Here is a 25283-nt window from a genome sequence, read left to right as displayed (position 1 = left end):
CCCACCCCCAACCCGCGTCAAAAACCCAACCCTTGGGGTGGGGGGGCCGCCGGCCCGGCCCCCCCCCCCCCCGGGCGGGGGGGGGGGGGGGGCCCCCCCCCCCCCCCCCGCTTCCGCGCTCCCGCTCACCCGTCGTAGCTGACCAGTCCGGCGGCCCGGATCTCGCTCAACCACCCGTCGAGTTCGAAGCGGACCCAGACCGGCTCGGTGCCCCACAGTTCGGCGAGCATGGCCACCGCGAGATCGGGTCGCCCCTGGTGCCGCTGGAGCGCGATCCACATGGCCACCGCCGGCGGCGCGTAGCGATAGGACTCGTCGGCCCAGGCGGAGTAGAGCTCGAGACGTCCGTCGGCGGTGACGGTGACCGTCGTGTCGCGCGCGGGTCGAACGACCGTCCGCCACTCCCGGTGTGGGTTCGGGTCCGGGTCCTCGGCGCTCACCGTCATGTCGACTCCTCAGTCTCTGCGTCGAGGCACCGAAGGCGTGACGCGTGAGTACGGCATCACCTCGACGAGCAACTTATAGCGGATCGCCGAGCCGGTGAGGAGGGAAAGAAGAAGCCGGAGCCTCCGCGGACGGGGGTCGGCGGAGGCTCCGGTCGCACCGCGCGACCGTGACGGGGGGCACGTGGCGGTGCGGTTTGGTGGGCTCCCCTCAGACTGCCGCCTCGGCGAGGGCCCTGGCTCCGATGGCGAGGTTGGTGGTCAGTCCCGGGCCGAGCGCCTCGCCGAGCGCCTCGTTGCCCGGTCCCGCCAGCTCCAGCCGGTGGGTGATCTGCGCGCCGCCCGAAGTCCGCGGCGCGACCCGGCAGATGGTCCGCAGGAGCACGTTCTCGTCGACCTGCGTCTCCATCGTGAAGCTGTGCTGCGTGGTGACCGCGGAGAGCCGGAACGGCACCGGACCGTACGCCTCGCTGGTAATGGTGCCCTCGCTGCCGGCGGCGAACGGGCCGTGTAGTTCGACCAGCTTGATGCCCGGGTTCCAGATGGGCCACGTGGTCAGGTCCACGTAGTGTGCCCAGACCACCTCGGGAGCGGCATCGGTGTCGATGCTGTATTCATGATTCCACATGTGCATTGCACCCCTTTTATTTCGTCACGACTTCTTCACGAACATCGCACGGCCCCGATTCGCCGACGCGGGATTTTCCCTCGGTCAATCGACTCGGACCGGCTCCGGAGAAACGTGCGACGCTTCCGGTCGGGCCAATTCCGCGGGAACGCTGTGGGAGAGATGCGGCAGCCAGCGCAGGAACCACGGCATGTACCAGTTCTTCTCGCCGAGCAGCATCATCATCGAGGGCAGCAGGATCATCCGGACGATCGTGGCGTCCAGCAGCACCGCGACCGCGAGGCCCACGCCCATCTGTTTCATGTCCTGCATGGACAAGGTGGCGAAGACCGCGAACAGCGCCGCCATGATCGTGGCCGCCCCCGTGATCGCGCCCGCCGTGGCCCGAATGCCCTGGCGGATCGCCTCCTTCGTGGACGCTCCCTGATCGTGTGCCTCGCGGATTCGAGACACCACGAACACGTGGTAGTCCATCGAGAGCCCGAACAGGACCACGAGCACGAACAGCGGCATCCACGCCTCGATTGCCCCGGCCGGCTCCGTATGCAGCCGCTCCGCCTGCCAACCGTCCTGGAAGACCCGGGTCATCGCCCCATACGCGGCGAGCACCGACAGGATGTTGAGGCAGATGGAGAGCAGCGCGATCGGCAGCGAGCGGAAGCAGATCAGCATGATCAGGAAGGTGACGGCCACGATGAAGCCGAAGACCGGCAGGATTCCGCTCTTCAGCTTGGCGGTGAAGTCCACGGACGAGGCCAGGTCGCCGGTGACGTAGACCTTGGTCGTGGCCGGGGTCAGGGTCTGCGGGATGAGCTCGTCCCGCAAGTGATCCAGCGCTTTCTTCGAGCGGGCGTCGGATCCGTTGCCCGCGAGCGGCACCTGGATCTTGGCGACGTTCGCCTGCGGGAAGACCTGCGTCTCCACGGCCTTGCCGAAGTCGGGGCTGGCCTTCGCCTTCGCCTCGAAGTCGGCCAGCGCGGCCCGGGTGGGGCCCGACCCGATGTCGGCCGCCTCGACCACCACCGTTGCCGGGGCCGGGCCGCCGGGGAAGGTCGCGGTGATCTGCTCGTAGTCCAGGCGCAACGGGGCGTCCGCGGGCATCTGCTTCTGCAGGCCCAGTTGTTCGGTCTCCATGTCCCGGGCCGGCGAGGCCAGCACCACCATCGCGGCGATCCCGAGCACCGCGAACAGCGCGGGCGCGGCCAGCACGGGCTTCAGCAGCGCGCCGGAGAGGCCGCCACTGGCCCGTGGCCGGCCCTTGCGCCCGCCGAGGAAGGGCACCTTCCCCTTGTTGACCCGATCGCCCAGCCAGGACATCAGCGCGGGCAGGATGGTCACCGAGCCGAGCATCGCGATGAAGACCACCAGGATCGTGGCCGCCGCGAAGCCCTTGAAGATGAGCAGCCCGGACAGGAACATGCCGGCCATGGCGACCATCACGGTCACCCCGGAGATCAGCACCGCCCGGCCCGACGTCGCCGCGGCGATCCGCAGCGCGGTCTCCGCGTCCCGACCGGCGGCCCGCTCGTCGCGCTCGCGGCGCAGGTAGAACAGGCAGTAGTCGATGCCCACCGCCAGACCCATCAGCAGCATCACCGAGCTGGTGGTCTGGAACATGTGCATCTTGTAACTGAGCAGCGCCAACAGGCCGTTGGCCGCGATGAACGCGGTCATCGCCAGTGCGACCGGCAGCAGCGCGGCCACCAGCGCGCCGAAGGCGACCAGGAGGATGCCCAGGGCCAGCGGCACCGCTGTCCACTCGGCCCGTTCGAAGTCCTCGGAGAGCATGTCGTTGAGCCACTTGTTGGCGCTCGCGTCGCCGAACTGGCGGATCTTGACGTCGCCGTGGGCCTTCTTGACCTCCCCGACCGCGGCCAGCACCGGCTTCATCCGGCTGTCGGCAGTGTCCTTCTCGCCCTTGATCTCGAACGTGATCAGCGCGGACTTGGCGTTGTCCGCCGGCAGTGGCGCCTTGAGCTGCTGAACGACGTCGATGCCCTGGAGCCGGCCGGTCAGGTCCGCGGCCGCCTTCTTCCACTCGCCCGCGTCCCGACCGGTCACCATCACCAACTCGACGGCCGGTTCCTCGATCTTGTGGTCCTCGAGGATCTGTCGGGCCCGGGCCGAGTCGCCCGCGTCCAACTCGGCAACGGTCGCCTCCTGGAGACCGGCGTTGCCACCCACCGCCGCGCTGACCACCACGAACAGTAGCCAGCCGAAGATCGCCGTCTTGCGGTGGCGGGTGCTCCACCCGCCGAGTCTTGCCGCGATGCCACGCCCGGGTCGGCGGGTCACGGCTGTTCACCGCAGCACGCCGCCGCGCCGATCGGGGTGGCTCGTAAGAGCGTGGGCATCTGGGTTCTCCGCTTCGAATCACTGGAACTGTATATGCCGTAGATGCTTGAGTTTATGTTATACGCAGATAGAGTTCGGGTTGTCAACGAGTAACCGAGGTGGGCCACTTGGAGCGGCGAAAAGCCCCTACCGCCGGGGCGCGTACAACGTAATCGCATCATTCCCGGGCGGCGATTCGACGGACCGCACGGTCCACCGGGTGGACGTATTGAAACGCTGCGGCGCGGGTGGCCGGGGGGAGATGGCGGACGGCGCCGGTCGGTGCACCCGCACCGTCGGCCGCACGAGCACCGAACCTCCGCACTAGTGCACTGATTCGACGAGCCCGTCACAGACGAACGGAGAGGCGAACGTGACCAGCACCGAAACGCAGCCGGAGGCCCGTCCCGAGACCCGGTCGGGGCCCGACACCCGGCCCGATCCGCCGTCGGTGCGGATCATCGCCGAGATCCGCCGGCGGATCGCCACCGGCGAACTGCGTCCGGGCGACCGGGTGCCCTCGACCCGCTCGATCACCCGCGAGTGGGGCGTGGCGATGGCGACCGCCACCAAGGTCTTGTCGACGCTGGGCCGGGAGGGGCTGGTGCAGGTGGTGCCGGGGGTGGCCACGGTGGTCGCCGCACCCGCCTCCCGGCGCTCCGCCGGCGCGTCGCGCCCGGCACCCGGACGCGGCACCCCGGCCGCGCGCACGGACACCCGCGACCCCGAGCACTTCCTCACCCGCGAGCGGATCGTCCGCACCGCCATCGCGGTGGCCGACGACGAGGGCATGGCAGCGCTGTCCATGCGCCGAATAGCGGCCGAACTCGGCGTCTCCGCAATGTCGTTGTACCGATACGTGCCGGGCAAGGACGAACTCGTCGCGCTGATGGCCGACACGGTCTTCGGCGACCTGGAACCCTCCCGGGCCGACATCACCGGCTGGCGGGCCCGGATGGAGACGACGTGCCGGGTGCAGTGGGACCTCTACCGCAGTCACCGGTGGCTGGCCCAGGCGGTGTCGCTGACCCGACCGCGTCCGATGCCCAAGGCAATGGCGCAAATCGAGTGGATGATGGCCGAGGTCGAGGGCCTGGACCAGGACGAGATGCTCTACATCGCGCTCACCGTGATCGGCTTCACCCGGGGCGCGGGCACCGACATCGACTCGGAGGTCGAGGCCGAACGTACGACCGGACTCAACAACACGGACTGGTTACGTTCCCAGGCACCCGCGCTCCACCACGTCCTCCAGTCGGGCGCCTTCCCGATGTACTCCGGAGTCGCGGCCCGCAACTCCGTGTTCGACCTGGACACGTTGTTCGACTTCGGCCTGAATCGGCTCTTGGACGGCATCGACGCGTTCATCCGGGAACGCACCGGCCGCCGCCTGCCCTGACGGCGCGGCACGGGCGCGCCGTGGGGTCCGCCCGCCCTCCGAGGGAGCGGGAGACCACACGACGCGCCCGGTGCTCAGCGGCTGTCGCGCTGATCCAGTCCGGACCCGGGCGGTATCTCCGGCGCGTCCAGCAGCGAGGACTCGACGCCGCCGACGCCCCAGCCGTACGCCAACTTGTGCACTTCGAGGACGAAGAAGGAGTCGGTGGAGAGCACGCCGTCGATCAGCAGCAGCCGGCGATTGAGCAGGTCGGTGAAGTGATCGGTGTCGCGACAGATCACCTCGACCATCACGTCGTACTGCCCGGCGACCATCACCACGTAGGAGGTCTCCGGCAGTTCACGCAGTTCGCGGCACACCTCCCGGGCGGTGCCGGGCCGGACCCGCATGCCGATCATCGCGAGCCGATCGAAGCCGATCGTCAGCGGGTTGGCGATGCCGACGATCTGGAGCGTGCCGCTCTCCTCCAGGCGTTGCACCCGGTAGCGCACCGAGGACGCCGGGATGCCCAGATCCTCGGCGATCTGCTTGTACGCACGGCGGCCGTCGGCCTGGAGGATGGCGATGATGCGCCGGTCGATGTCGTCCAACGGGCCTGCGGGATTCATACGGCTGCTCCGGGTCTGCTGCGGCGCCGAGTTCGGCACGTCCTCTCGATCTTCGGCAGCCATCCTGCCCTGTTCGGCCGACTCCCCCGCCACGCCCGGCCCGCCGGCCCCGCTCGCGTCGCTCACGAGTCGAAGCCCAGCCCGAGCCGGTCGAGGGTACGCAGCCACATGTTGCGGCCGCCGTGCGCGTCCTCGCGGGCCATCGACCAGCGGGTGGCCTGGATGCCGATCCAGCGGGCGGGCTCGGGCGGGAACGGGATGGGCTTGCGCCTGATCATCTCGAGTTCCGTACGCTCGGACCGGGTGCCCGCGAGCAGGTCGAGCACGACCTCCGCGCCGAACCGGGTGGCGCCCACGCCCAGTCCGGTGAAACCGAGGGCGTAGCCGACCCGGCCGGCCGCGGCCGTGCCGGCGAACATGCAGAACCGGGTGGTCGAGTCGATCACGCCGCCCCACGCGTGCGAGAAGGCGACGTCGGCCAGCGGCGGGAAGGTCGCGGCGAACTGCTCGGCGAGCACGTCGAACGTCTGCGGGCGCTGGGTCAGCGCCTCGTCCACCTTGCTGCCGAAGTGGTAGATGGCGTCGTAGCCGCCCCACAGGATGCGGTTGTCCTCGGTCTTGCGCACGTAGTGGAACTGGTTGCCCGCGTCGGTGACGCCGTGCGCACCGGTCCAGCCGATCGCGGCGAGCTGATCGTCCGTCAGCGGCTCGGTGGTGAGCGCGTAGTCGTAGACCGGCACCATGCTCAGGCCGAGCCGGCGCAGCAGCGGCGGGAAGATGTTGGTGGCCAGGGCGACGCGACGCGCGCCGACGATCCCGTAGGCCGTGGTGAGCCGGATCAGGTCGGTGGGCTTGGTGTCGATCGCGGTGACCTCGGTGCGCTCCACGATCCGCACGCCCGCGTCCAGGCAGGCCCGACGCAGCCCCCACACCAGGCGGGCGGGGTCCAGGAGCGCATAGTCGGGCTGCCACACGCCGGCCGACCACAGCGGCGAGTCGACGTACGCCCGCAGTGCGTCGTGTTCGAGGTATTCGGCCTTCTCGCCGTGGCGGTTGGCCACCGGTACCGACGCACGCAGCGCCTCGGCCTGCCATGGGGTGGCAGCCACCGCGACCTTGCCGGTGCGGGCGAAGCCGCAGTCGATGCCGTGCGTGTCCAGGTCACGTTCGAACGCGTCCAGGTTCTGCGTACCCAGGCGTTGCAGGGTGTCGATCTCGTCCGGCCAGCGCTGGAGGCCGTTGGCCAGCCCGTGGGTGAGGCTGGGCGAGCAGAAACCGCCGTTGCGCCCGCTGGCGGCGTGGCCGCAGGTGCCCTGTTCGAGCACGAGTACGTCGCGGTCGGGATCGCGTTGCTTGGCGATCAGCGCGGTCCACAGGCCGGTGTATCCGCCGCCGACCACGGCCAGGTCGGTCCGGGTGTCCCCGACCTGACGGGGCAGCGGCTCCGGGCACTCGGGCCGGTCCAGCCAGAACGGTTCCTGGGCGGTGCGGCGCAAGGCGGTGCGGTGGCTGGGGGTCATGCGGTTTCCCTTGCGGGTTGTGGCCGATGTACGTGCTGTTGCTTGGCCTGATGCGCCGGCCGGGCCGGTTTGGCCTCGAACGCCGGCCGGGCTCCGTGGCTTCGAGCGCCGGCCGGGCTGTTCGGCCTCGAATGCCGGCCGGGCTGATCCGGCCGGCGCTCGTGGTCGAACAGCCCGGCCCGGCAATCGGAGACCTCAGAGGTTGATGACGCCCGTGCGCAGGTCGGACATGTCCAGCAGGGTGTGCTTGCCGCCGATCCGGCCCCAGCCCGTGCCCCGGTTGCCGGCTCCGCCGAACGGCATGTTCACGTCCCAGAAGCACGTGCTGTCGTTGACCACGACCTGGCCGACGGCCATCTCCTCGACGAAGCGGTAGGCCGCGCGCATGCTGCTCGTGAACACCGCACCCTGGAGACCGAGCTTGTCGTCGTTGGCCAGCCGCAGTGCGTCGTCCTCGTCGGCGGCGGTGATGATCGGCACGACCGGGCCGAACGACTCCTCGCGCGAGAGCAGGCTGTCCACCGGGACCTGGTCCACGACGGTGAACTCGTAGTAGAGGTCGGTCGGCATGCCCTCGCGGCGCTTGCCGCCGAGCAGCACCTTGGCGCCGCGCTCGTGCGCGTCGGCGATGTGCCGGTCCATCTTGGCGGCGACGCCCTCGTTGTTGAGCGAGCCCAGGTTGGTCGCGGCGTCGAACGGGTCGCCGAGCACCACGTCCTCGGCGGCGCGCAGTACGGCGGCCACGAACGCGTCGTGCACCTCGTCCACCACGATCACCCGCTCGGTGGCGCAGCAGACCTGGCCCGCGCACAGGTACGCGCCGTACACCGCGGCCTTGGCTGCGGCGTCCAGGTCGGCGTCCTCGAGCACGACCAGCGGGCCGTTGCCGGAGCACTCCATGATCGAGCGCTTGAGGCCGGCGGTGGCCTGGATCTTGGCGCCGGTGGCGGAGGAGCCGATGAAGCCGATCGCGTCGATGCCGTCGTGGCGCACGAGTGCGTCGCCGGTGGCGCCCTCGCCCGGGAGGATGTTGATCAGGCCCTCGGGGACGCCGGCGGCGACGAACGCCTCCATCGCCTTGAGCACGGTCAGCGGCGTGTTGGCCGGCGGCTTGACCACGTGCGCGTTGCCGGTGGCCAGGCCCGGGGCGACGAACTCGGCGAGCATGAGCAGCGGGAAGTTCCAGGGGGTGATGATGCCCCAGGTGCCGACCGGCGCGTAGAAGGTCCACATCCGCTTGGTGCCGTCGGTGGAGGGCATCGTCTCGCCGTGCAGCCGGACCGCGTCCTCGGCGTGCAGGTGGAAGAGCTGCGCGGCCTCCTCGATGTCGGCGACCGACTCGGCGAGGGGCTTGCCCTGCTCCAGGGTCTGGAGGCGGGCCAGCTCGTCGACGCGCTTGGTGATCTCGTCGCCGATGCGGTGACACAGCTCGGCGCGCTGCCAGACGTTCACCCTGGCCCACGCGCGCTGCGCGGTGTTGGCGGCGGCGACGGCCTTGTCCAGGTCGGCGGCGGTGGGGACCGGGATGGTGGCGACGTACTCGCCGGTGACCGGGCTGATCACGTCGTAGCCCTCGGCGCCGGAGCCGTCGACGTAGGCGCCGTTGATGAAGAACTGGTGGCGGGCGGAGCCGTTGCTGCTCATGCGGGGGGTTCCCTCTCTGTCCTCGGACGGCGTGTGCTCAGACTTCATCAGCAACTTTGACCTGTCAATAGGTCTCAATGAGCAACTTACACAGGTCTCATTTGTCGAATGAACAAAGACGAACCCTTGACGTGGTCGAAAACTCGCATCTATAACAGGGCCATCAGCAGGGCCGACGACGTCGCCGACAGCGGCGCCCCCGGAGCCCGCGACCCCTCCCCCAAGCGGCCGTCCCCCGGGATCACCCACCGGCCGCTCCCACCCCGCGAAGGGGACACAGATGTCCGCATCAACTCAGCCAGTCGCCCCCGGCTCCACCGGTCCCGCCACCGGCACCGCGGCGAATCCGCCCGCGCTCGCCAAGAAGATGCGCTGGTACGACGGCTTCGCGATGTCGCTGACCATGCCCGCCGCCCTGATCGCCTCGCTCGGCGCGTCGATCGGCGGACTCGGCGCGTGGGGCGCGATCGCGCTGTGGGCCGGTTCGATGGTCCTGGCCACGATCGCCAACTGGATCTACACCGAGCTCGCCGCGATGTTCCCCGAGTCCTCCGGCGGCATCGCGCACTATGCGACCGAGGGCTGGAAGAAGCGCGCACCGTTCGTCGGCCCGCTGGCCAGTATCGGCTACTGGTTCCCCTGGACCACCGCGCTGTCCGTGTACGCGGGCATCATCGGCTCGCTGGTCCAGGCCCAGTGGTTCAAGGGCCAGGACTGGACCCTCGACCTGGGCATCGCCGAGCTGACCTTCCCGATCGTGGTCGGCCTCGCGGTGATCGTGCTGCTGTTCGGCGCGGCCATGTTCGGACTGCACGTCGCCATGTGGGTCGTCTACGTCACCGGCGGCATGCTCCTGGTGCCGCTCGCGGTGTTCATCGTGCTGCCGTTCGCCAGTGGCGACTGGAGCGCGAGCAACCTGCACTGGAACCTGCACGGCTCGGCGGGCATCCGCGAGTCGCTCGTGTGGCTGTACGTGATGGCCTGGACGTCGTTCGGCGTCGAGGTCTGCGCGACCTTCGCGCCGGAGTACAAGGACACCGTCAAGGACACCTCCAGGGCGCTGCGCGCCGGCGTGCTGTTCTCGCTCGGCGTGTTCATCCTGCTGCCGCTGGCGCTGGCCGGGTACGTCGGCGAGGGTGCGATCGCGCTCGACCCGACCACCTTCTACGTCGGCGCGTTCAACGACCTGGTGGGCGGCGCGGCCGACCTGATGGTGGTCTTCCTGATCGCCTCGCTGCTGCTGATCATGATCACCGGTCTGGCCGACGGTTCCCGGGTGCTCTACAACATGGGCAAGGAGGGCACCACGATCAAGCAGGTCGGCGTGCTCGACAAGCGCGGCGTGCCGGCCCGGGCGCTGATGATCGCGCTCGTGGTCAACGTGGTCATCCTGATCGCGCTCAAGACGCCGCTGGCGATCATCGTGACCGGCAACCTGGGCTACATCCTGACCCACATCCTGGCCATCTCCGGCTTCGCGATGTTGCGCAGGGACCGCCCGGACCTGGCCCGCCCGATCCGGCTGCCGAACTTCTTCGTCCCGTTGGCCTGGCTGCTCGCCGCGTTCCTGACCGTGGTGCTGGTGGTCGGCGCGACCGGCTTCTCCATCACCGGCTACGGCGGCTACAAGGAACTCGGGGTCGCCTGCGGAGTGCTGGTCGTCGGCGTGGCCCTGTGGCTGTACCGCACCAAGGTCCAGGACCCACGGGACGCGGCCACGAACCGCCGCTGACCTTCACCCACCGGCTCACCACGGACGGGGTCCCGCGCTCGACGCGGGACCCCGTCCGTCGTGACCGGCCGATTCGTCGTGACCGGCCGATTCGCGACCGCGCTTCGCGTCGTCGCCGGCTCGGGACACCCGCCTCGTGCCCCGCCGATTTGCGACGCGGCCCGAGGCACACCAGGCACACTCGACCCATGTCCACCGAACCCCCGAGCACGTACCGACTGGCCTCCGCCGTCGAACTGACCGGCCCCGGAATGCGATTGCGCGAATGGACCGACGCCGACCTCCCGGCACTGGTCGACCTCTTCGACGAGGTCGAGACGGCCCGATGGACCCCACTCGCCTCGCCCTTCGATGCCCAAGCCGCCCGCGAGTTCCTCGCCAAGGCCCGCCTGGCCAAGGCCGAACACCGCTCGATCCAACTCGCCGTGACCGTCGACGGCGGCGCACCGTGCGGCGTGGTCATGATGTTCCTCGGCCTCGACGACCGCCACGATCAGGCCGAATTGGCCTACGCGATCGGAGCCGCCCATCGCGGGCGGGGTCTGGCCGCGAAGTCGGTCCGACTGATGACCGACTACGCCTACCAGGTGGTGGGTGTGCACGCCGTGGGGCTGCGGATCCCGCCGGACAACGCCGCCAGTATCGGGGTGGCCCGGACCACCGGGTTCGTCCGCACCGACGCCCCGACGATCGTCCGCGACCGCCGCGGCAGCCCGCTCACCCTGGACATGTGGCTGCACCGGCGGCTCCCGTGATCGCCGCCATTCCTCCTCGTCGTCACGAAGGTCGGTTCGGGGCGGCCTCGATCCGGTCACGGAGCCTCGTGTAGCGGGCGCGGCGGTCCGGGCGGGCGTGGGCGGCGGCCTTGCGCAGGGTGGGCAGCGCGGGCGTGCCGATCCGGGCCAGTCCCTCGGCGGCGGCCTCGCGAAGCACCGGATCGGCGGCGCCGAACAGGGTGACCAGGGTCGGGACGGCGGGCTCCCAGCGGGCGTACGACAGGGTACGAATGGCCATCCGCACGATGTCCCGACGCGGGTCGGCGAGCAAGTACTCGGTATGCCGCAGGTACGCGGCGCGGTCCAGGAGGCGGCGCGAGATCCGGTGCGCGTGCAGCCGCACCCTCGGGACCGGATGACCCAGCAACTCCACCACGAGGGCCCGTACTTCGTCGTCGGCGGCATGCTCGTCGGCGAGTCGGGACAGCGCCCGGCGGGCCTGCTCCGGGGCATCGCCTCGGATCGTCGCGATCAATTCGTCGCGGGTGGGGCGCTCGGCGCCCACGGGTACGGAGCGGGTGCGCAACGCGGCCAGGGCGGTGCCGTTTCGGGTGGCGGCGTCGACGCCGAGCAGGAGGCCGTCGGTCGGCTCCAGTCGGTCGGCCAGGGCAGTGTGTCCCCCCGCGCGCAGCCGGCGCACGGTCTCGGTGAGTTCCGGGGTGCGCCGGATCCGACGATCGAGCAGCAGATCCAGGCAGTGCCAGCGGCCGGCTTCGAGTCGGGTCCGCAACACCTCGGCGAGCGTGTCGGCGGGGATTCGGCGGATGGCGGCGAGCACCCGAGCCCTGGTCGCCGGTGTGCCGTTCTCCCACCAGGAGACGAGCTGTGGTGCCAGTTGCTCCAGGTCTTCCGCGGGCAGCACCGCGCTCAGAGCGGCGGCGCGTTCCCGAGCACCCTCGTCGTAGTCGGCGAAGTCGGTGACGTGGGCGATGTCGAGCAGGCCGCGGCCAAGCCCGGGCCGCGGCGGCAGGTCGAGCATGCCGCGCAGACAGGCGTCGAGGATCGCCCGCCGCACCTGCGGCTCGTCCCAGCCGCTCAGCATGCGGGCGGCGGCGCTGCGACGCGCCGGGTCATCGGCGGTGAGCAGGGCGAGCAGGCGTTCGCGTTGCGGGGTCGAACGGGGCTGGTCCAGGTCGGCCGGGTCCGGTACGCGCGTGGGCGCGACGGCGCGCGCGGCTCGTTCGGCCAGGACCCACGAAGGCGCGTCGATCGGCTGAAGCTCCGTCAGCCAGTCGAGCAGCGCCGCCCGATGCTCGGGATCGACCTCCGGGAAGACCTCGATCAGTGCGTCGACGCGCGATCGGGAGTCGATGTCGGCTGAGCCGGCTCGGGCGCGGATGGCGGCGAAGGCTCGGGCCGAGCGCACCGCGACGTGCAACGCGGACCGCCACGCGGCGACGCGGGCCGGTGCGTCGGGATCCGGGGGTGCGGCAGGGTCCTCGACGGAGCCGGACTTGCCGGCACGCGGATCGGGTTTGTCGACACGCCGATCGCGCTCGCCGGCCGCCGCACCCGCCCGGGACTCGGACCCGAACGCGAGCCTGAGCACCTCGGCTTCCGCCTGCCACGGGTTCGGACCCAGCCGCGCGCCGGCCAACGCCCGGTCCACGTCGGCGCGGGTGAGTACGGCTCCGCAGCGCCGCAGCACCGCCAACGGGGTCCGTCCCGCGAAGGATCGCGCCGGCAACGCACGGATGCGGGCGGCCAGGACGAACGCGGCGACCTCCGACAACGAGTCCGCGATCCGTTCAAGCACCTCGCCCGCCCCGGCCACGGCGCCGAGTTCCGCCGCGAGCACGTCGCACGCGTCCGCGAACGCGTCGCGCTCGGCGGCCGACCAGGGGGCGGGGCACACGTCCAGCGCGAGGCGCAGCACGGCGGCCCGATCCGCGGGCCGATCACCGGACCGATCCGCGGGTTGATCCGCTGGCCGATCCGCGGGTCGATCACGCGCGACGGCCAGCAACTGCGGCAACGCCGCCCGTAGGGCGGCCCGTTGCCCGGCCCCGATCCTCCCGGGCCGCTCGGCCAAGCGCCGCACCGCGCGCGCCTCGTGAACGGGCCCGCCGTGCCGGGCGAGCGTGATCAGATCGGCCCGCACCTCGGCGTCCTCGCCGGCCGACGGCTGCGACCAGGCGATGTCGTACGCCGCGAACTCCCGGGCGAGATCCTGCGGTTCGCCGCCATCCAACGCCGTCGCACCGCTCGCCAAGCGGGTCAACAGCGGCTGCGCGACCGGGGATCCGCGCCGGACCAGGGTCGACACGGCCCGCACGGACAACTCTCCGTCCAAGGCATCGAGCAGCAGCCCGCGTTCGCGCGCGTCCGTCGCCCGTTCCGCCGCCGACAGGACGCACGCCGCGTACACCCCGCCCACGATGGCGCGCAGCGCGGCCGTCAGCGACTCGCGCAGGCCCGGGTTGTCATGGCCGCCGAGCCATCGGAGCAGCGCGGGGACCTGGGCCGGCGTACCGGCGTCGATCAACGCCTGTGCCGCCGTCTTCTTGATGTTCATCACGGGGTGGTCCAGGCATGCCGCGATCGACTCCCCCGCCCAACGGGCCCGCGCCCGGCCGAGGGCGCGCAGGGCCTGACGCACCGTCTGCGGGTCGGCGGCCGAGGTGAGCGGGATCAGGCTCGCGGACAGCGAGCGTGCGGCGTCCACGTCGGCGTCCCGGGCGAGCAGTGCGATGGCGTGCTTGCGAACGTGTGGATCGCGGTGCCGGATCAGGTGGTGCACGCGGTCCTTGACGTGTGCGGACGGTACCCGGCCCAGGAGTTCGAGCAGCACGACCAGTTCGGCGTCGGTGACTCCGGTGCGTCCCAGGACGTCGAGCGTGAGATCCACGACGAGCGCGTCCCGCGCCGCCTCCGCGGAGGTCGCGTCGAGCAGGCAGGCCGGGCGCAACGCGCGCCGTCGGTAGAGGCGTTCGCCGAGTTCGCCGATCGAGCGGTGGACGCCGTCCGGCACAACCGGTTCGGCGACCTCCTCGCCGCGGTTGTCCACGAGCTCGCTCACCACACGCAGCAGCAGGTCCGCGAGCACGGGAACGGTGCGCGCATCGCCGTGGTCGGCGAGTCGGCACAGGGCCTCGTCCGGTCGGAGCACATCCAAGTCCGCGGTGAGCGCCCAGAGTTCGTCCGCGTCGGGAATGCCGAGGTCCGCCGCGACCCGTTCGGGCAGCTCGCGACGATTGAGCCGCCCGCGCAACTCCCGGCGCGCGGCCGGGTCGTCGGTGAGGAGCCATAACACCTCCAGCGCGAGGTCCGCCACCGCGCGCAGATACGGCGCGACCACGCGGTCGGGATCGGCGACGCCCAGTGCCTCGCGCAGTGCCGCGACCGTGGCCGGTCCGCCGATCGCCTCCAACGCGCGCAGCGCGGCCCGGGGTGCGCGGGGCAGGGTGGCGAGGACGACGCCCTCCGCTTCCGTGTACCGCAGTTCGCGCAGTACGGACAGGATCGGCTCGGGTCGTGCCGAGCCCGCGAGTCGCGCGGTGAGCACCGCACCGACCGGCAGGTCGGGCGTGCCCTGGGCGGCGAGCGCGGACAGCAGTTCGGCGCAGCGGGGCCAGTGCGGGTCGTCGTCCGGAACCGCCGTCAGGGCCCGCAATACCTCGTGCCGCACGGTGAACGACACGATCGCGAAGTCCGCGGTGGACACGCGGTAGTCGGCGAGTGCCATCTCGATCACGGCCGGCACGTCGTCGGCTCGGACGAAGTGACCGCGTCGATGCATCGCCCGCAGACACGCGGCATACGGCGCGGCGAACAGCAGCGGGTCCGTGCCGGCAAGCGCCGACAGTGCGGCCGTATCGCCACGTTCGGCGAACTCCCCGACCAGTTCCAGGGCGCGCCGCCGCGGGCTCCCCGGCAATCCGGGATCCGCCGCGATCTCGCGCAGCAGCCCGGACAGGCCGAATCGGGCCGCCGTCTCCACGGCCTCGGGATACTCCGACACCACCCGTCGCAACGCCGGTTCCAGGCCCGCCGGCGCGTCCCCGAGGGCCCACGGTTCGGCCAGCTCGGCCAGCGCCCCCGCGACCACCCGCGCACCGCCGGCCGGATCCAGCAACTCGACCAATCGGCCGCGCGCCTGCTCGGGAACCAGCAGCGCGCCGCACACCGCCTCACGAAGCACCCGCAGCGCCGCCGCGCGCAGCACGGGATCGGGCCGGGCGATCAGTCCGCGCAGGTAGCCGTCGAGGTCGGCCGGCGCCTCGGCGTCGATCAAGCGCACCGCCTGGTACAACTCCTCGCCGAGCGGTTCGGCCCGCACGGTCGGCTCGGGTCGGCCGATGATCTCGGCGCGCAGCCAGGCGATCCGCACCCTGGCCGGCCATGCCGCCGACCGCCATTCCGGCGCCGGGACGCGCAGTCGCGCGCACGCCTCGGCCAGTACCGCCGCCGTCTCGGCCGACCCGGGCGACACCCCGGACAGCAGGCTCGCCGACTCCGCGATCAGGCCCTCGCTCGTCGACTCCGCGATGCCCTGGTCGGGTCGCCCCGAGCGCTCACGGAGCAGCACGACTCCGAGGTGGCGCAGCGCAGGGTCCGCATGCCCGATCAACTGCCGCAGCACCGCGACCGGGCAGGGCATCCCGTCGAAGTAGGCGGAGAGCCAGCCGACGTCGCCCCGGCGCACGGCCTGCGGCACGGCGTCCGGCACGACGGCGCGGTCGGAAGTGGTCATCGCTCGATCCTAGGCAGGCCGCCGAATCGGTACGAGCGAGTATTCGCGCCGGGTGCGGCGCTGCGCGGCTCGCGGCTGCCGGGCTCACATCGGCCGGGGCTCACCTCTGCCCCGGCTCACGTTCGCCATGGCGCGGCCCTCGGCAGTCGTGCCTGCCCTGATGCACCCCTTGCCACCCTTCGCCGGCCCCGCACCCGCGCGGGTGCGCCGGGGCCGCTCTCCTCCCCGGTCACCGAGTCGGCCGCTGCGCCGAGTCGGGCGCGGCAGCAGGCCACCGCGGACGCCGACGGGCCGGAGCCGCCGCATCGGCGACTCCGGCCCGTCCACGCGCTCACCGCTGCGTCGTCACGCGCGGCGGCGCCGGTCCCGCGGTGGTTCGGGTCGGCGGATGGTTCGGGTCAACAGGCGCCCAGGTCCTGCCACACGCCCCATTGGCCGGTGGTACCCGGCTCCTCGCCCTGGGTCCACCACTTCGCCTTCCACGAATGACCCTTGTGCGACACGGAGTTGTTCGCGACGTAGATCGCGGCGCGGTCCCACGCCGTGGTACTGCACGTGCTCGGCGGGACGGTGGTCGGCGGGGTCGTCGTCGGCGGGGTCGTGGTGGGCGGCGTGGCGCCCGCGAACCGCACGGAGAACTTGGTGAAGTCGTAGGCGCCCTGCGGCACGCTGCTGCACACGCCCGAGGTCTTGCCGTTGTTGTCCGGCGGCGTGCACTGACGGTCCCGGTTGACCGACCAGTTGGTGAAGCGCGCCATGTGGTGGCCGACCGCGTAGTCGTACACGGTCTGGAAATCGGCCTGATAGAAGTACTCGCCGGTGTCGCTGCGTCCGTTCATCTGCGAAATGCCCTCGTGGGCATAGGCGGTGGCGGTGTCCCAGCCGAACGTGTTGCGCAGGATGGTGTTGAAGTTGGTCAGCGCCGAGGTCTGCGCGGCGGCGCCGTTGAACCCGCCGTCGAACGGCATGATCGAGAAGTTGTCCGGGACGAAGCCCTGCGCCTTGGCCTCGTTCAACATCTGCTTGCCGAACCAGCCGGTACCGTCGGCGGTGGCGGCCGTGGTCACCGAGAGGTAGATGCCCGGGTTGCGCTGCTGGATGATCTTCGCGGCGCCGATCTCGTTGTGGATGGCCGCGGCGTTCTCGTACTCGGGCTCCTCCAGGTCGAAGTCCAGCGCCTTGAGCGAGTACTTGTCGATCACCTGCTGGTACGCGGCGGCGGTCGCTTCGGGAGTGCCGCAGGTCTGGCCGAGCTTGGTGCCGCCGTAGCCGCCGGCGGATGCCGAGACGTCACCACCCTTGGCCCGGATCGCGGCGATCACACCGGCCACCGCGGTATCCGTCGAGGTCGGCTTGGTGCCGTCCCAAGTCGGCGTACAACCACCGCCGTTGGGGGCCAGGATGAAGGCGAGCTGGAACGCCTTCAGGCCGGTGGCGTCCATCACCGCGCCGGCGTCCGGCGGGTCGTTGTCGAGCGGCATCAGGTAGGGGGCGGCGGCGTACCAGTTGCTGCCGATGCCGGTGGCCGCCGGGGACGCGGCGGGGCCGGCGGCGGTCGCACCACCGGTGAATGCGAACAGCGAGATCAATCCGGCCGACGCGGCGGCAGCGGCCAGGACGGGGACGTAGCGACGTGCCACGGGGGACTCCCTCGATGGACTTGGTATAGACCAATGGCCAAAGGGTGGCCTTCCGCTTCCGGCCCGTCAATACATTGGACTGGACCAATTTTCCCGATGTTCCGCATCGGTGTCGGCCGCCCGGCCGGTCCGGCGCCCGATGTTCGTCCGGGCGTCGCCCGGGTGGGGCGGCCTTTTCGTCGGGTCGTCTTCGCGGCCGGGCAGGCTTCGGGGATGAGCCCTCGTCAGGAGTCCAACCCCTGCCGGGCCTTGCGGTTCGGCGTGAATTCGTACAGGTCCAACACCCCCGGGGCGTCCGCGATCCCCGGACCGCCCGCCGCCGCCCACGCCGCTATCTCGCCGGTCGTCTCGGGGTCGTTGACCGTCCCGAACCAGGTCGGCCGGCCGCCCGCCGCACGGCCCGTCGGCGAGGGTTGCACGACGACCACGTTGCCGCGCTCGCACGGACCCAGACAGTCGCTGAGCCGGACCGCGACCCGAGTGCCGGCCAGGGCCGCGCCCAGCGCGGCCGGTTGGCCCGCGTGATCCGTACCCGCGATCTTGGCGGTGCCGCAACAGCAGCCCCGGCACACGGTGATCGTGCAGGCGGCCGAATCGGCGGGCTGCTTGGGCTGTTTCGGCTGCTTGGGCTGCGCCGCGCGATCACGACGAGCGGCACGTTGCGAGCGGTCGGAGCGATCGGAGCGGGAGCGGTCGGAGCGGGTCATGGGAACTCTCCTTCGCGAGTTCGATCCGGGTCCCGACCGAGACGAAGCGGCGGAGCCGGCCACGAACACGCGACCGACCCTCCCGCGGGGCCCCGGACGGGCCGCGCACGGTCGGGCCGCGCACGGGCGAAGGCAGGTCTTCGGACTCGTGGGCACGTCGGCCCGTCCGGGCACCGACACCTACCGGCCGTCGCTTCCCGGACACCGTGCTCGGCGTCCAGTGCGTGATGACGGCTCTCGTTCCCACTCACCGCTGCGGGGCAGTTCCGGACTCGCACCGGATTCCCTCTTGCGACACGCACCCCGGTCGGGGGCGTGAACCATTCGCGCAGGTCAGCTTAGGCGCCGGCGGCCCGGGCAGGGTGATGTGAGCCAGGTCACCGGGAACTTCGACCGACTTGGTCTGGACCTTTCGTGGTCCGACGCGGTTATATTCAACCGTCTTTACTAAACCGAGCATGCAATAAGTCCGCGCCGCGCAGGCGTCGGCCAGCCGAGGGGGCGTCCGTGAGCAGCATGGCGACATTGCCGGACGAAGCGGTCTTCGGCGAGCCCAAGTACTGGCAACTGCGCACCTCGCTGCTGAAGGCGATCGAGGAGGACTTCAGCTCCGGCGACATCCTCCCCAACGAGCGCGACCTCGCCGCCCGCTTCGGCGTCGCCCGGGCCACCCTGCGGCACGCGCTGGAGCAGCTCGAACTCGAAGGCCGCCTGGTCCGCAAGCGCGGCGCCGGCACCACCGTCGCCGGACCGCGTGTGGACGTCTCGCTCAGCGCCGACGGCGAGGGCTGGCCGGGCGTGGACCTGCGCGACCGCGAGGTGATCGACTGCGCCACGGTGCCGGTGACCGACGACTTCGCGGACACCCTCAAGGGCCGCCCCTCGGCCCTGGTGCACCGGCTGCGCCGCCGCCAGTTCTCCATGCGCCAGGTGGTCGGCCTGGAATGCCTGTACGTCTCCCGCGCCGTCGTGCCCTCGTTGTCCACCCGCGTCCCGGGCTTCGAGCGGGCCTCGCTGATGCTGCGCCAACTGCGCGGGCACCGCCTGGAGAGCCGGCACCGCGCGGTCGAGCTGGGCGTGGCCGAGGCCGAGGAGGCGCGCTACCTGGAGCGTCCGCCGGGTACCGCCGTGCTGATCGTGACCACGACGTACACCGCGCTCGGCCGGACCGCCGCGGTCACCGTGGCGACCTACCGCGCGGACACCTGCCGGCTGGCGTTCGCCGAGGCGGGGCCGACCGCGTTGCGGCCCGCGTCCTGATTCGACGCGAAATCTGGGTACCATCCGCGCCTGAGCGGCGACGTGTACGACGGGCGCGGCGGCCCGGACGGACGTACCGCGCGCCGGCGCGATGAGAGGACAAGAGCTGTGGCACAGGCGACCGGCGGAGACTCCTCCGTGGTCCGGCGGATCAACTCCGCGGCAACCCTGCGCACGTTGCGCGCCGGCGAGGTGTTGACCGTGACCGCGTTGATGGAGGCCACCGGTCTGTCCCGCCCCACCGTCGAGGGAGTCGTCGACGGCCTGCTCGCCGAGGGTCTGGTCGTGGAGACCACGACCGCCGAGAGCGAGGACGGCAGTCGACCGCGTGGTCGACCGGCCCGACGCTTCCGCTTTCACGCCGAGGCCGGTCACCTGCTCGGCATCGACGTCGGCGTGCACCACATCCGGGTCGTGCTCGCCGACCTCGCCGGCACGATCGTCGGCCGGGGCGCGCGCACCGTGGAGGAGGACTGCGAGGCCGAGGACCGACTCGAACGCGTGCGCGGCCTGGTCAGCGAGACCCTGCGCCGGGCCCAGGTGTCCCGGGGCTCGTTGTGGGGTGTGGGCGTGGGCACGCCCGGGATCGTGGACACCGGGGGCGTGGTCACGCTGTCCTCGGCGATGCCGGGCTGGACCGGCCTGGACCTCGGCGGCCGGCTCGGCCGCTCGTTCAGCTGTCCGGTCCAGGTCGAGAACGACGCCAACCTGGCCGCGATCGGCGAACGCTGGAAGGGCGTCGCGGTCGGTTCCGACGACATCGTCTACGTGATGGCCGGCCTCAGCCCGGGCGCCGGCTCGTTCATCAACGGCCGCCTGCATCGCGGCTTCGGCGGCGCCGCCGGCGAGATCGGCGCCCTGCACCTGCTGGGCCGCCAGGTCACCCCGGAGAACCTGCTGTCCACCACCGGCACGCCGCTGCCCCCGCTGGACGAGGCGGCCGTCGGCGAGGTGTTCCGACACGCGGCCGAGGGCGACCGGACCGCGACCGAGGCGGTGGACCGTTTCGTGCAGCGGCTGATCCACGACGTCACCGCGCTGGTGCTGGCGCTGGACCCGGAGATCGTGGTGATCGGCGGCTGGGCGGCCGGCCTCGCGGACGCGGTCCCGCCGCTGACCACCGAGCTGCGCCGGTTGTGCCTGCGGATGCCGCGCGTCGAACTGTCCGCCCTGGGCGCCGACGGCGTGGCCCTCGGCGCGGTACGGGTGGCCCTCGACCGGGTCGAGAACCGCCTGTTCGCGGTCGAACACACGGGCTCCGCCAGGGCCTGACGCGACCTTTCCCGCACCGCGGCGGTCGGGACGGACGGGTCCGGCCACCCACGGATCGGATGGTTCGCGACCGGCTCCGTCATCGCCCGTCCTCGATCCCGACGTGCACCCCGCGCAGCTTCGGCGCATCGATCTCGTCCAGCAGCGCGATCGCGAAGTCCGGATAGGACACCCGGCTTTCCGCTGCGCCGGGGGCCGGGCGGTAGTAGCCGGTACGGACGCCTTCGTGGTCGAAGTCGCCGGCCGGGCTCAGCACGACCCACTCCGGCACGGCACCCGAGGCGTCGCCGACACCCGGGGCACCCGACACGCCGGCCGCCCGCAGCGCCGCGTTGCCCTCGGCATGCGCGAGGAAGAACGCCCGGTACTCCTGCGGATAACCCGCCGCGTCCATCAGCGGTTCGCCGGTGGCGGTCGGCAGCACCGAGGCCAGCCCCACCCACACCAGCCGCCCGACGCCCGCCCGGGCCAGCCCGTCGAGCAGCGCCCGCACCGCCCGAGCGAAGAAGTCCCCGAGCATCGCCGCCGGATCGAACACCGCGGCGATCGCCGCATCGTGCCCGGCCGCGAGTTCGGCCACCGCGTCCGCGTCGGTCACGTCGCCCGCGAGCACCCGCACGTCCGGGCCGGCCAGGTCCGGGTACTTCGCCGGGTCGCGCACCACGGCGGTGACCCGGTGTCCGCGACGCAGCGCCTCCGCGACGGCCGTGCGTCCGGTCCGACCACCTGCGCCGAAAACGATGATGTCGCTCATCGATCCACCCCCGTTCGTCCGGGTCGAGCCCTTGCTCCGACCACCGCCACGCACGCTACCCAGGGCGGTGGTTACCTCCCGGATACCGACTACGGTGGACCCATGAGCGAGGCCATCCGAGAACCTCTGCGCGCGGACATGTTCGACCCGGTCTGCCCGTCGAACCTGTCCCCGATCCGTTTCGGCGACAAGTGGGCCGGGATGATCATCCGCTGCCTGGAGGGTGGTCCGCGGCGCTTCTCCGAACTGCGGGTGCCACTGCGCGGCATCACCGCCAAGGTGCTCACCCGGTCACTGCGTACGCTCGAACGCGACGGCCTGATCAACCGCACCGAGTACGAGACCCCGCTCCGCCGGGTGACCTACGCCCTCACCCCGCTGGGACGCAGCATGCTGGTCCCGATGGAGGCCGCGTGCGCGTGGACGGCGGCGAACTGGGAGGAACTCCTCGACGCACGCGAGGCATCCACGGACCTGAACCGGACCGGGTGAGCCCGGCCGCGTGAGCCGCGCCGGCCCGAGCCGAACCACGTGCCCCGGAGCGGGCAGGGCGGCGAGGCGCCGCCCCTCGGGTCGCGAGTCGCGACCCGAGGGGCGGCCCGGTACGGCTAACGCGTCTCGGTGACCTTCGCCAGTGCCCGGGGGGCGTCCGGGTCGCAGCCGCGGCCCAAGGCGACCTCGCGCGCGAGCAGTTGCAGCGGCAGGATCTCCAGGATCGGCGACACCTCCTCGGCGTGCCCGGTCGGCAGCACGAAGCCCCGACCGTACTCGGCCACCGACTCGGCGGACCCGATCACGTACAGGTCCGCGCCTCGCTCGCGCAGCCGGTCGAGCACAGGTCGCAGCGCCTGCCCGCCCGCGCCGTCCGGCGCCACCGCGAGCACCGGCCAGGCCCGGTCGACGATCGCGAGCGGGCCGTGCATCAGGTCCGCGCCGGAGAACGCCTGGGCGCCGATGTAGCTGGTCTCCATGATCTTCAGCGCCGCCTCGCGTGCGGTCGGATACCCGTAGCCGCGCGCGGTGACCACGAGCCGATCGGCGAACCGGTAGCGATCCGCGGGCGCCTCGATCTCGGCCTGCCGATCCAGGATCGCGCGCGCCGCCTCGGGCAGCGCCCGGGCGGCCTCGCCGGTGCCACCCCGAAGGTGGTCGACCAGCAGGAACAGGGTGAGCAGTTCGGCGGTGTAGGTCTTGGTCGCGGGCAGCGCGAGTTCGGGACCGGCCAGCACGTCCAGGTGCAGATCGGATTCGCGGGCCAGCACGGAATCGGCGTTGTTGGTCACCGCGAGCGTGAGCGCGCCGTCCGCGCGGGCCTGGCGGGCGGAGGCGATCAGGTCCGGCGAACCACCGGACTGGCTCACCGTTACCACCAGGCAGTCGGCCAGACGTTGCCGGGCACGGTATGCGGTCGTGGTGGACATCGAGGTGAGGCCGGCGGGCAGCCCGAGCAGTACCTCGGTGAGGTAGCGCGCATACAGCCCGGCGTTGTCGGAGGTCCCCCGCCCGGTGAACAGGACGAACCTCGGGTCGCGCGCCCGGATTTCCGCGGCGACGGTACGGATCGGGTCGAGCCCTTCGGTCAGGATCCGAGCCAACCCTTCGGGCTGGGCCGCGATCTCACCGGCCATCACCGACCCGGGCACGGGAGAAGCGGGCATGGGGTGATACCTCCGGCTGCGACGAAGCGGAGCACGAAGTGATGGACCCGACGTGCCTCGAACACCCCGGAACGACGTCCGGCGCGGTGCCCCGAAGGTATCCACCGCGCCGAAGGAGTTGCAATATTGGTCTGGACCTCTTTGGCGTCGGCGTGGTGGGCCGCGGGGCCGGGGCGGGCCGGCCCGCTGCTTGTGAAACCCCGGCCTCCGCACCCGCCGCAACGGGTGGGTACACCAACCTGCCGAATCAGGCGTTCTCGCGCGTTCGGCCGACCACGGCCTTGGCCTCCGGCTCCGCGTCGCCCACGCGTACCGACCCCGACCGACCCCGCGCGCCCCGCAACCTCCGCAGCAACTCGCCGGGCTTCGCGCTCAGCGCCCGCGCCCGCGGCCCCGCCGTCACTGCCCGGACCCGCGCCCGGGGCCCGTCGGTCCAGGCCAACCATCCCGGTCGAGTGCGGCCCGCGAACAGGCCCAGCACGATCGCCGCGCCCACCGCGATCAGGTGTTCACGGCCGGCCAGGTTGGGCAGGATGATCGACTCCAGGACCATCGAGCCGCCCGTGATGGTGAAGAGTATGGGCGCGCGGTGAATGATCGAGAGGTACGTGAACAGACCGACCACCGCCGCCGACGGACCCGTGTCCAGTACGTGCGCGGCCGACGACGGCAGGCCGAGCGCGTGGTCCGGGCCGATCGCGATCATGATCCGGGCGCCCATCGTGCCCGCGAGGGTGGTCACGTAGGCGACCATCAGCGTGCGGGCCGCGCCGAGCGAGAGCTGGGCGATGGCGAACGCGAGGAACAACTGCGTAATGCCCGCCCAGACCGGCAGGTTCAACGCGGGTACGAACAGCGACACCGGAGTCCGCAACAGGGCCAGCCACAGCGGCAGGTCGGCGCTGACCCCACCGAGGATGCGGACCACGGTCTTGCCGGCCGGGGTCTGCCCGATCCCGTGGAAGAAGATCACCGCGGAGCTGGCCACGACCGCGAGCGCGAGCCCCTTGCCGCGGCTGCGCCACAGCTGGCGAACCGGATCCGCGACGATGCCACGCCACTCGCCGCACAGGGTTCGCCACAGGAAGAGCACCAGTTGCCAGGGAGCGGACCACAGCCGGCCGCGCCAGCCGCGTCGCGCGGTCTTCGCGTCGTCGCCGTCGGGAGCCTTCGCGGCATCCGCCGTCCGGACCTCGGCGGCCTCCGGCACCCGGGCCCGCGTGAGCGTGCCGGTCGGGGCGGATCCGCCGGCGACGCCGTCGCCGTCGTCCCGGCAATCGTCGAGAACGCGCAACACTGCTGATCAACCCCCAACGACTCGTCGAGTCCGGCGGCCACGGACCCGGGCCGGTGGCGATGTGTGGCATGCACCACGCCCTGCCCTCAGCTGCGTCATCGTAAAACGAGGACACGACACACCGGTCGGTGATTTGACGCTGGGCGGACGCTCCGCGGTTGCGACATTTCCGGTCGGCCGGGCGATGCGGGGGTGGTGAACCGCTTTCCGACTCAAAGATTACCGACTGCCGGCGCGGACCATCGTCAACCCAATCGATGACTTCACCATGCCTGCGTCATCATCTGGTCGTACGAATCGCCTCCCCTCCCGCGCCGACCTGCACCGATGCCGATCGCACGACGCTGCCCGCCCGCCCGGGCCGACCATTCGGCGCCGAGTTGGCCGGAAAACACGTGGTGAGCCACCGGAATCCGGACGCCGAACGCCGCCGAGCCGCCCGATCGCGAATGTCGGGATTCACGAGCTGGCGGCTTCGCAGAGGAATGGGCGCTTCCGGTCGAGCGCGGTCGGTCGCGTGTGTGGTGCGGTTGCCGGGGTCGCGTCCACGCAACCCAACCGGGCTCGATCGCACGCGCATGCAACCGCGAGCAACTGCGCTCGTCCGCACGCCACATGTGTTCGTAACGGAGTCGAACCGGTGCCGAGCGTCACCGAGAAGATCGAAACGGACCGGATCGAGTCGAACACGATGCGAATCCGGGCCGAGTCGACGCCCGCCGCATCGGCACCGATCCGGCCGGCGCGCGGGCCGATACCGAATCAATGCCGAATCTTGCCCAGCTGGTGCCCAGGTTTTGCCCAGGTTCTGTACAGGTGGCATCCGGAGTCGGGGGGGGGGGGGGGGGGGGGGGGGGGGGGGGGCGGGGGGGGGCCGGGGGGGCCGGCCCCCCCCCCCCCCGCCCCCACCCCCGCCTG

18 protein-coding genes and 1 riboswitch are annotated in these 25283 nt (G+C 71.6%); of the genes, 6 read left to right on the top strand and 12 right to left on the bottom strand.

Going from position 1 to position 25283, the window contains the following annotated elements:
• Positions 1-125 precede the first annotated feature (125 nt).
• From ACIBM5_RS23840 to ACIBM5_RS23830, 3 genes are all read right to left on the bottom strand, one after another.
• Positions 126-446: a PqqD family protein gene (locus tag ACIBM5_RS23840; protein ID WP_396008661.1), complete on the bottom strand. Its 321-nt coding sequence runs from the start codon at positions 444-446 to the stop codon at positions 126-128.
• Between the two features lie 208 nt (positions 447-654).
• A complete protein-coding gene (locus tag ACIBM5_RS23835) occupies positions 655-1071 on the bottom strand; it encodes an SRPBCC family protein (RefSeq protein WP_391587423.1) in 417 nt (138 codons plus the stop codon).
• A gap of 84 nt (positions 1072-1155) precedes the next feature.
• Positions 1156-3366, bottom strand: coding sequence for an MMPL family transporter (locus ACIBM5_RS23830; RefSeq protein ID WP_396008660.1), 2211 nt, complete (start codon positions 3364-3366; stop codon positions 1156-1158).
• Positions 3367-3778: 412 nt separating this feature from the next.
• On the opposite strand from ACIBM5_RS23830, the gene ACIBM5_RS23825 reads away from it, so the two are divergent.
• Positions 3779-4804, top strand: coding sequence for a GntR family transcriptional regulator (locus ACIBM5_RS23825; RefSeq protein WP_396008659.1), 1026 nt, complete (start codon positions 3779-3781; stop codon positions 4802-4804).
• A 74-nt stretch (positions 4805-4878) separates the two neighbouring features.
• Here ACIBM5_RS23825 and ACIBM5_RS23820 read toward each other — a convergent pair whose 3' ends face one another.
• From ACIBM5_RS23820 to ACIBM5_RS23810, 3 genes are all read right to left on the bottom strand, one after another.
• The gene (locus ACIBM5_RS23820; RefSeq protein WP_391587426.1) at positions 4879-5412 is read right to left on the bottom strand and encodes an Lrp/AsnC family transcriptional regulator; all 534 of its coding nucleotides are present in this window, start codon (positions 5410-5412) and stop codon (positions 4879-4881) included.
• 122 nt (positions 5413-5534) lie between these two features.
• Positions 5535-6932 (bottom strand): NAD(P)/FAD-dependent oxidoreductase, encoded by a 1398-nt coding sequence (locus ACIBM5_RS23815; protein ID WP_391587427.1) that lies wholly within the window; start codon positions 6930-6932, stop codon positions 5535-5537.
• 195 nt (positions 6933-7127) lie between these two features.
• Positions 7128-8576 (bottom strand): aldehyde dehydrogenase family protein, encoded by a 1449-nt coding sequence (locus ACIBM5_RS23810; RefSeq protein WP_391587428.1) that lies wholly within the window; start codon positions 8574-8576, stop codon positions 7128-7130.
• Positions 8577-8856: 280 nt separating this feature from the next.
• On the opposite strand from ACIBM5_RS23810, the gene ACIBM5_RS23805 reads away from it, so the two are divergent.
• Together ACIBM5_RS23805 and ACIBM5_RS23800 are read left to right on the top strand one after the other, a co-directional pair.
• On the top strand, positions 8857-10308 hold the full coding sequence (locus tag ACIBM5_RS23805; protein WP_396008658.1) for an APC family permease: 1452 nt from the start codon (positions 8857-8859) through the stop codon (positions 10306-10308).
• 188 nt (positions 10309-10496) lie between these two features.
• Positions 10497-11063: a GNAT family N-acetyltransferase gene (locus ACIBM5_RS23800; RefSeq protein WP_396008657.1), complete on the top strand. Its 567-nt coding sequence runs from the start codon at positions 10497-10499 to the stop codon at positions 11061-11063.
• Between the two features lie 22 nt (positions 11064-11085).
• Here ACIBM5_RS23800 and ACIBM5_RS23795 read toward each other — a convergent pair whose 3' ends face one another.
• The 3 genes from ACIBM5_RS23795 to ACIBM5_RS23785 all read right to left on the bottom strand — a co-directional run bounded on the left by ACIBM5_RS23795 (position 11086) and on the right by ACIBM5_RS23785 (position 18124).
• On the bottom strand, positions 11086-15777 hold the full coding sequence (locus ACIBM5_RS23795) for a HEAT repeat domain-containing protein (RefSeq protein ID WP_396008656.1): 4692 nt from the start codon (positions 15775-15777) through the stop codon (positions 11086-11088).
• 398 nt (positions 15778-16175) lie between these two features.
• The gene (locus ACIBM5_RS23790) at positions 16176-17417 is read right to left on the bottom strand and encodes a carbohydrate-binding protein (RefSeq protein WP_391587432.1); all 1242 of its coding nucleotides are present in this window, start codon (positions 17415-17417) and stop codon (positions 16176-16178) included.
• 224 nt (positions 17418-17641) lie between these two features.
• Positions 17642-18124 (bottom strand): (2Fe-2S) ferredoxin domain-containing protein, encoded by a 483-nt coding sequence (locus ACIBM5_RS23785; protein ID WP_396008655.1) that lies wholly within the window; start codon positions 18122-18124, stop codon positions 17642-17644.
• A gap of 131 nt (positions 18125-18255) precedes the next feature.
• Positions 18256-18427, bottom strand: a riboswitch (cobalamin riboswitch).
• Positions 18428-18640: 213 nt separating this feature from the next.
• Here ACIBM5_RS23785 and ACIBM5_RS23780 point away from each other — a divergent pair.
• Both ACIBM5_RS23780 and ACIBM5_RS23775 read left to right on the top strand, forming a co-directional pair.
• Positions 18641-19384: a GntR family transcriptional regulator gene (locus ACIBM5_RS23780; protein WP_391587641.1), complete on the top strand. Its 744-nt coding sequence runs from the start codon at positions 18641-18643 to the stop codon at positions 19382-19384.
• Between the two features lie 108 nt (positions 19385-19492).
• A complete protein-coding gene (locus tag ACIBM5_RS23775) occupies positions 19493-20656 on the top strand; it encodes an ROK family protein (RefSeq protein ID WP_396008654.1) in 1164 nt (387 codons plus the stop codon).
• 79 nt (positions 20657-20735) lie between these two features.
• On the opposite strand, the gene ACIBM5_RS23770 is transcribed toward ACIBM5_RS23775, so the two are convergent.
• Positions 20736-21410, bottom strand: a complete 675-nt coding sequence (locus ACIBM5_RS23770) for an NAD(P)-dependent oxidoreductase (RefSeq protein ID WP_396008653.1) — start codon at positions 21408-21410, stop codon at positions 20736-20738.
• 102 nt (positions 21411-21512) lie between these two features.
• On the opposite strand from ACIBM5_RS23770, the gene ACIBM5_RS23765 reads away from it, so the two are divergent.
• On the top strand, positions 21513-21902 hold the full coding sequence (locus tag ACIBM5_RS23765) for a winged helix-turn-helix transcriptional regulator (protein ID WP_396008652.1): 390 nt from the start codon (positions 21513-21515) through the stop codon (positions 21900-21902).
• Between the two features lie 116 nt (positions 21903-22018).
• Here the strand turns inward: ACIBM5_RS23765 and ACIBM5_RS23760 are convergent, their stop codons facing one another.
• Complete coding sequence (locus ACIBM5_RS23760) at positions 22019-23068, bottom strand: SIS domain-containing protein (RefSeq protein WP_396008651.1); 1050 nt, start codon at positions 23066-23068, stop codon at positions 22019-22021.
• Between the two features lie 247 nt (positions 23069-23315).
• Positions 23316-24365, bottom strand: coding sequence for a hypothetical protein (locus ACIBM5_RS23755; protein WP_396008650.1), 1050 nt, complete (start codon positions 24363-24365; stop codon positions 23316-23318).
• Between the last annotated feature and the right edge of the window lie 918 nt (positions 24366-25283).

The sequence above is a fragment of the Embleya sp. NPDC050493 genome (genome assembly GCF_044458105.1).
Classification (GTDB): domain Bacteria; phylum Actinomycetota; class Actinomycetes; order Streptomycetales; family Streptomycetaceae; genus Embleya.
This window is presented reverse-complemented; position numbering and strand designations above follow the sequence as displayed.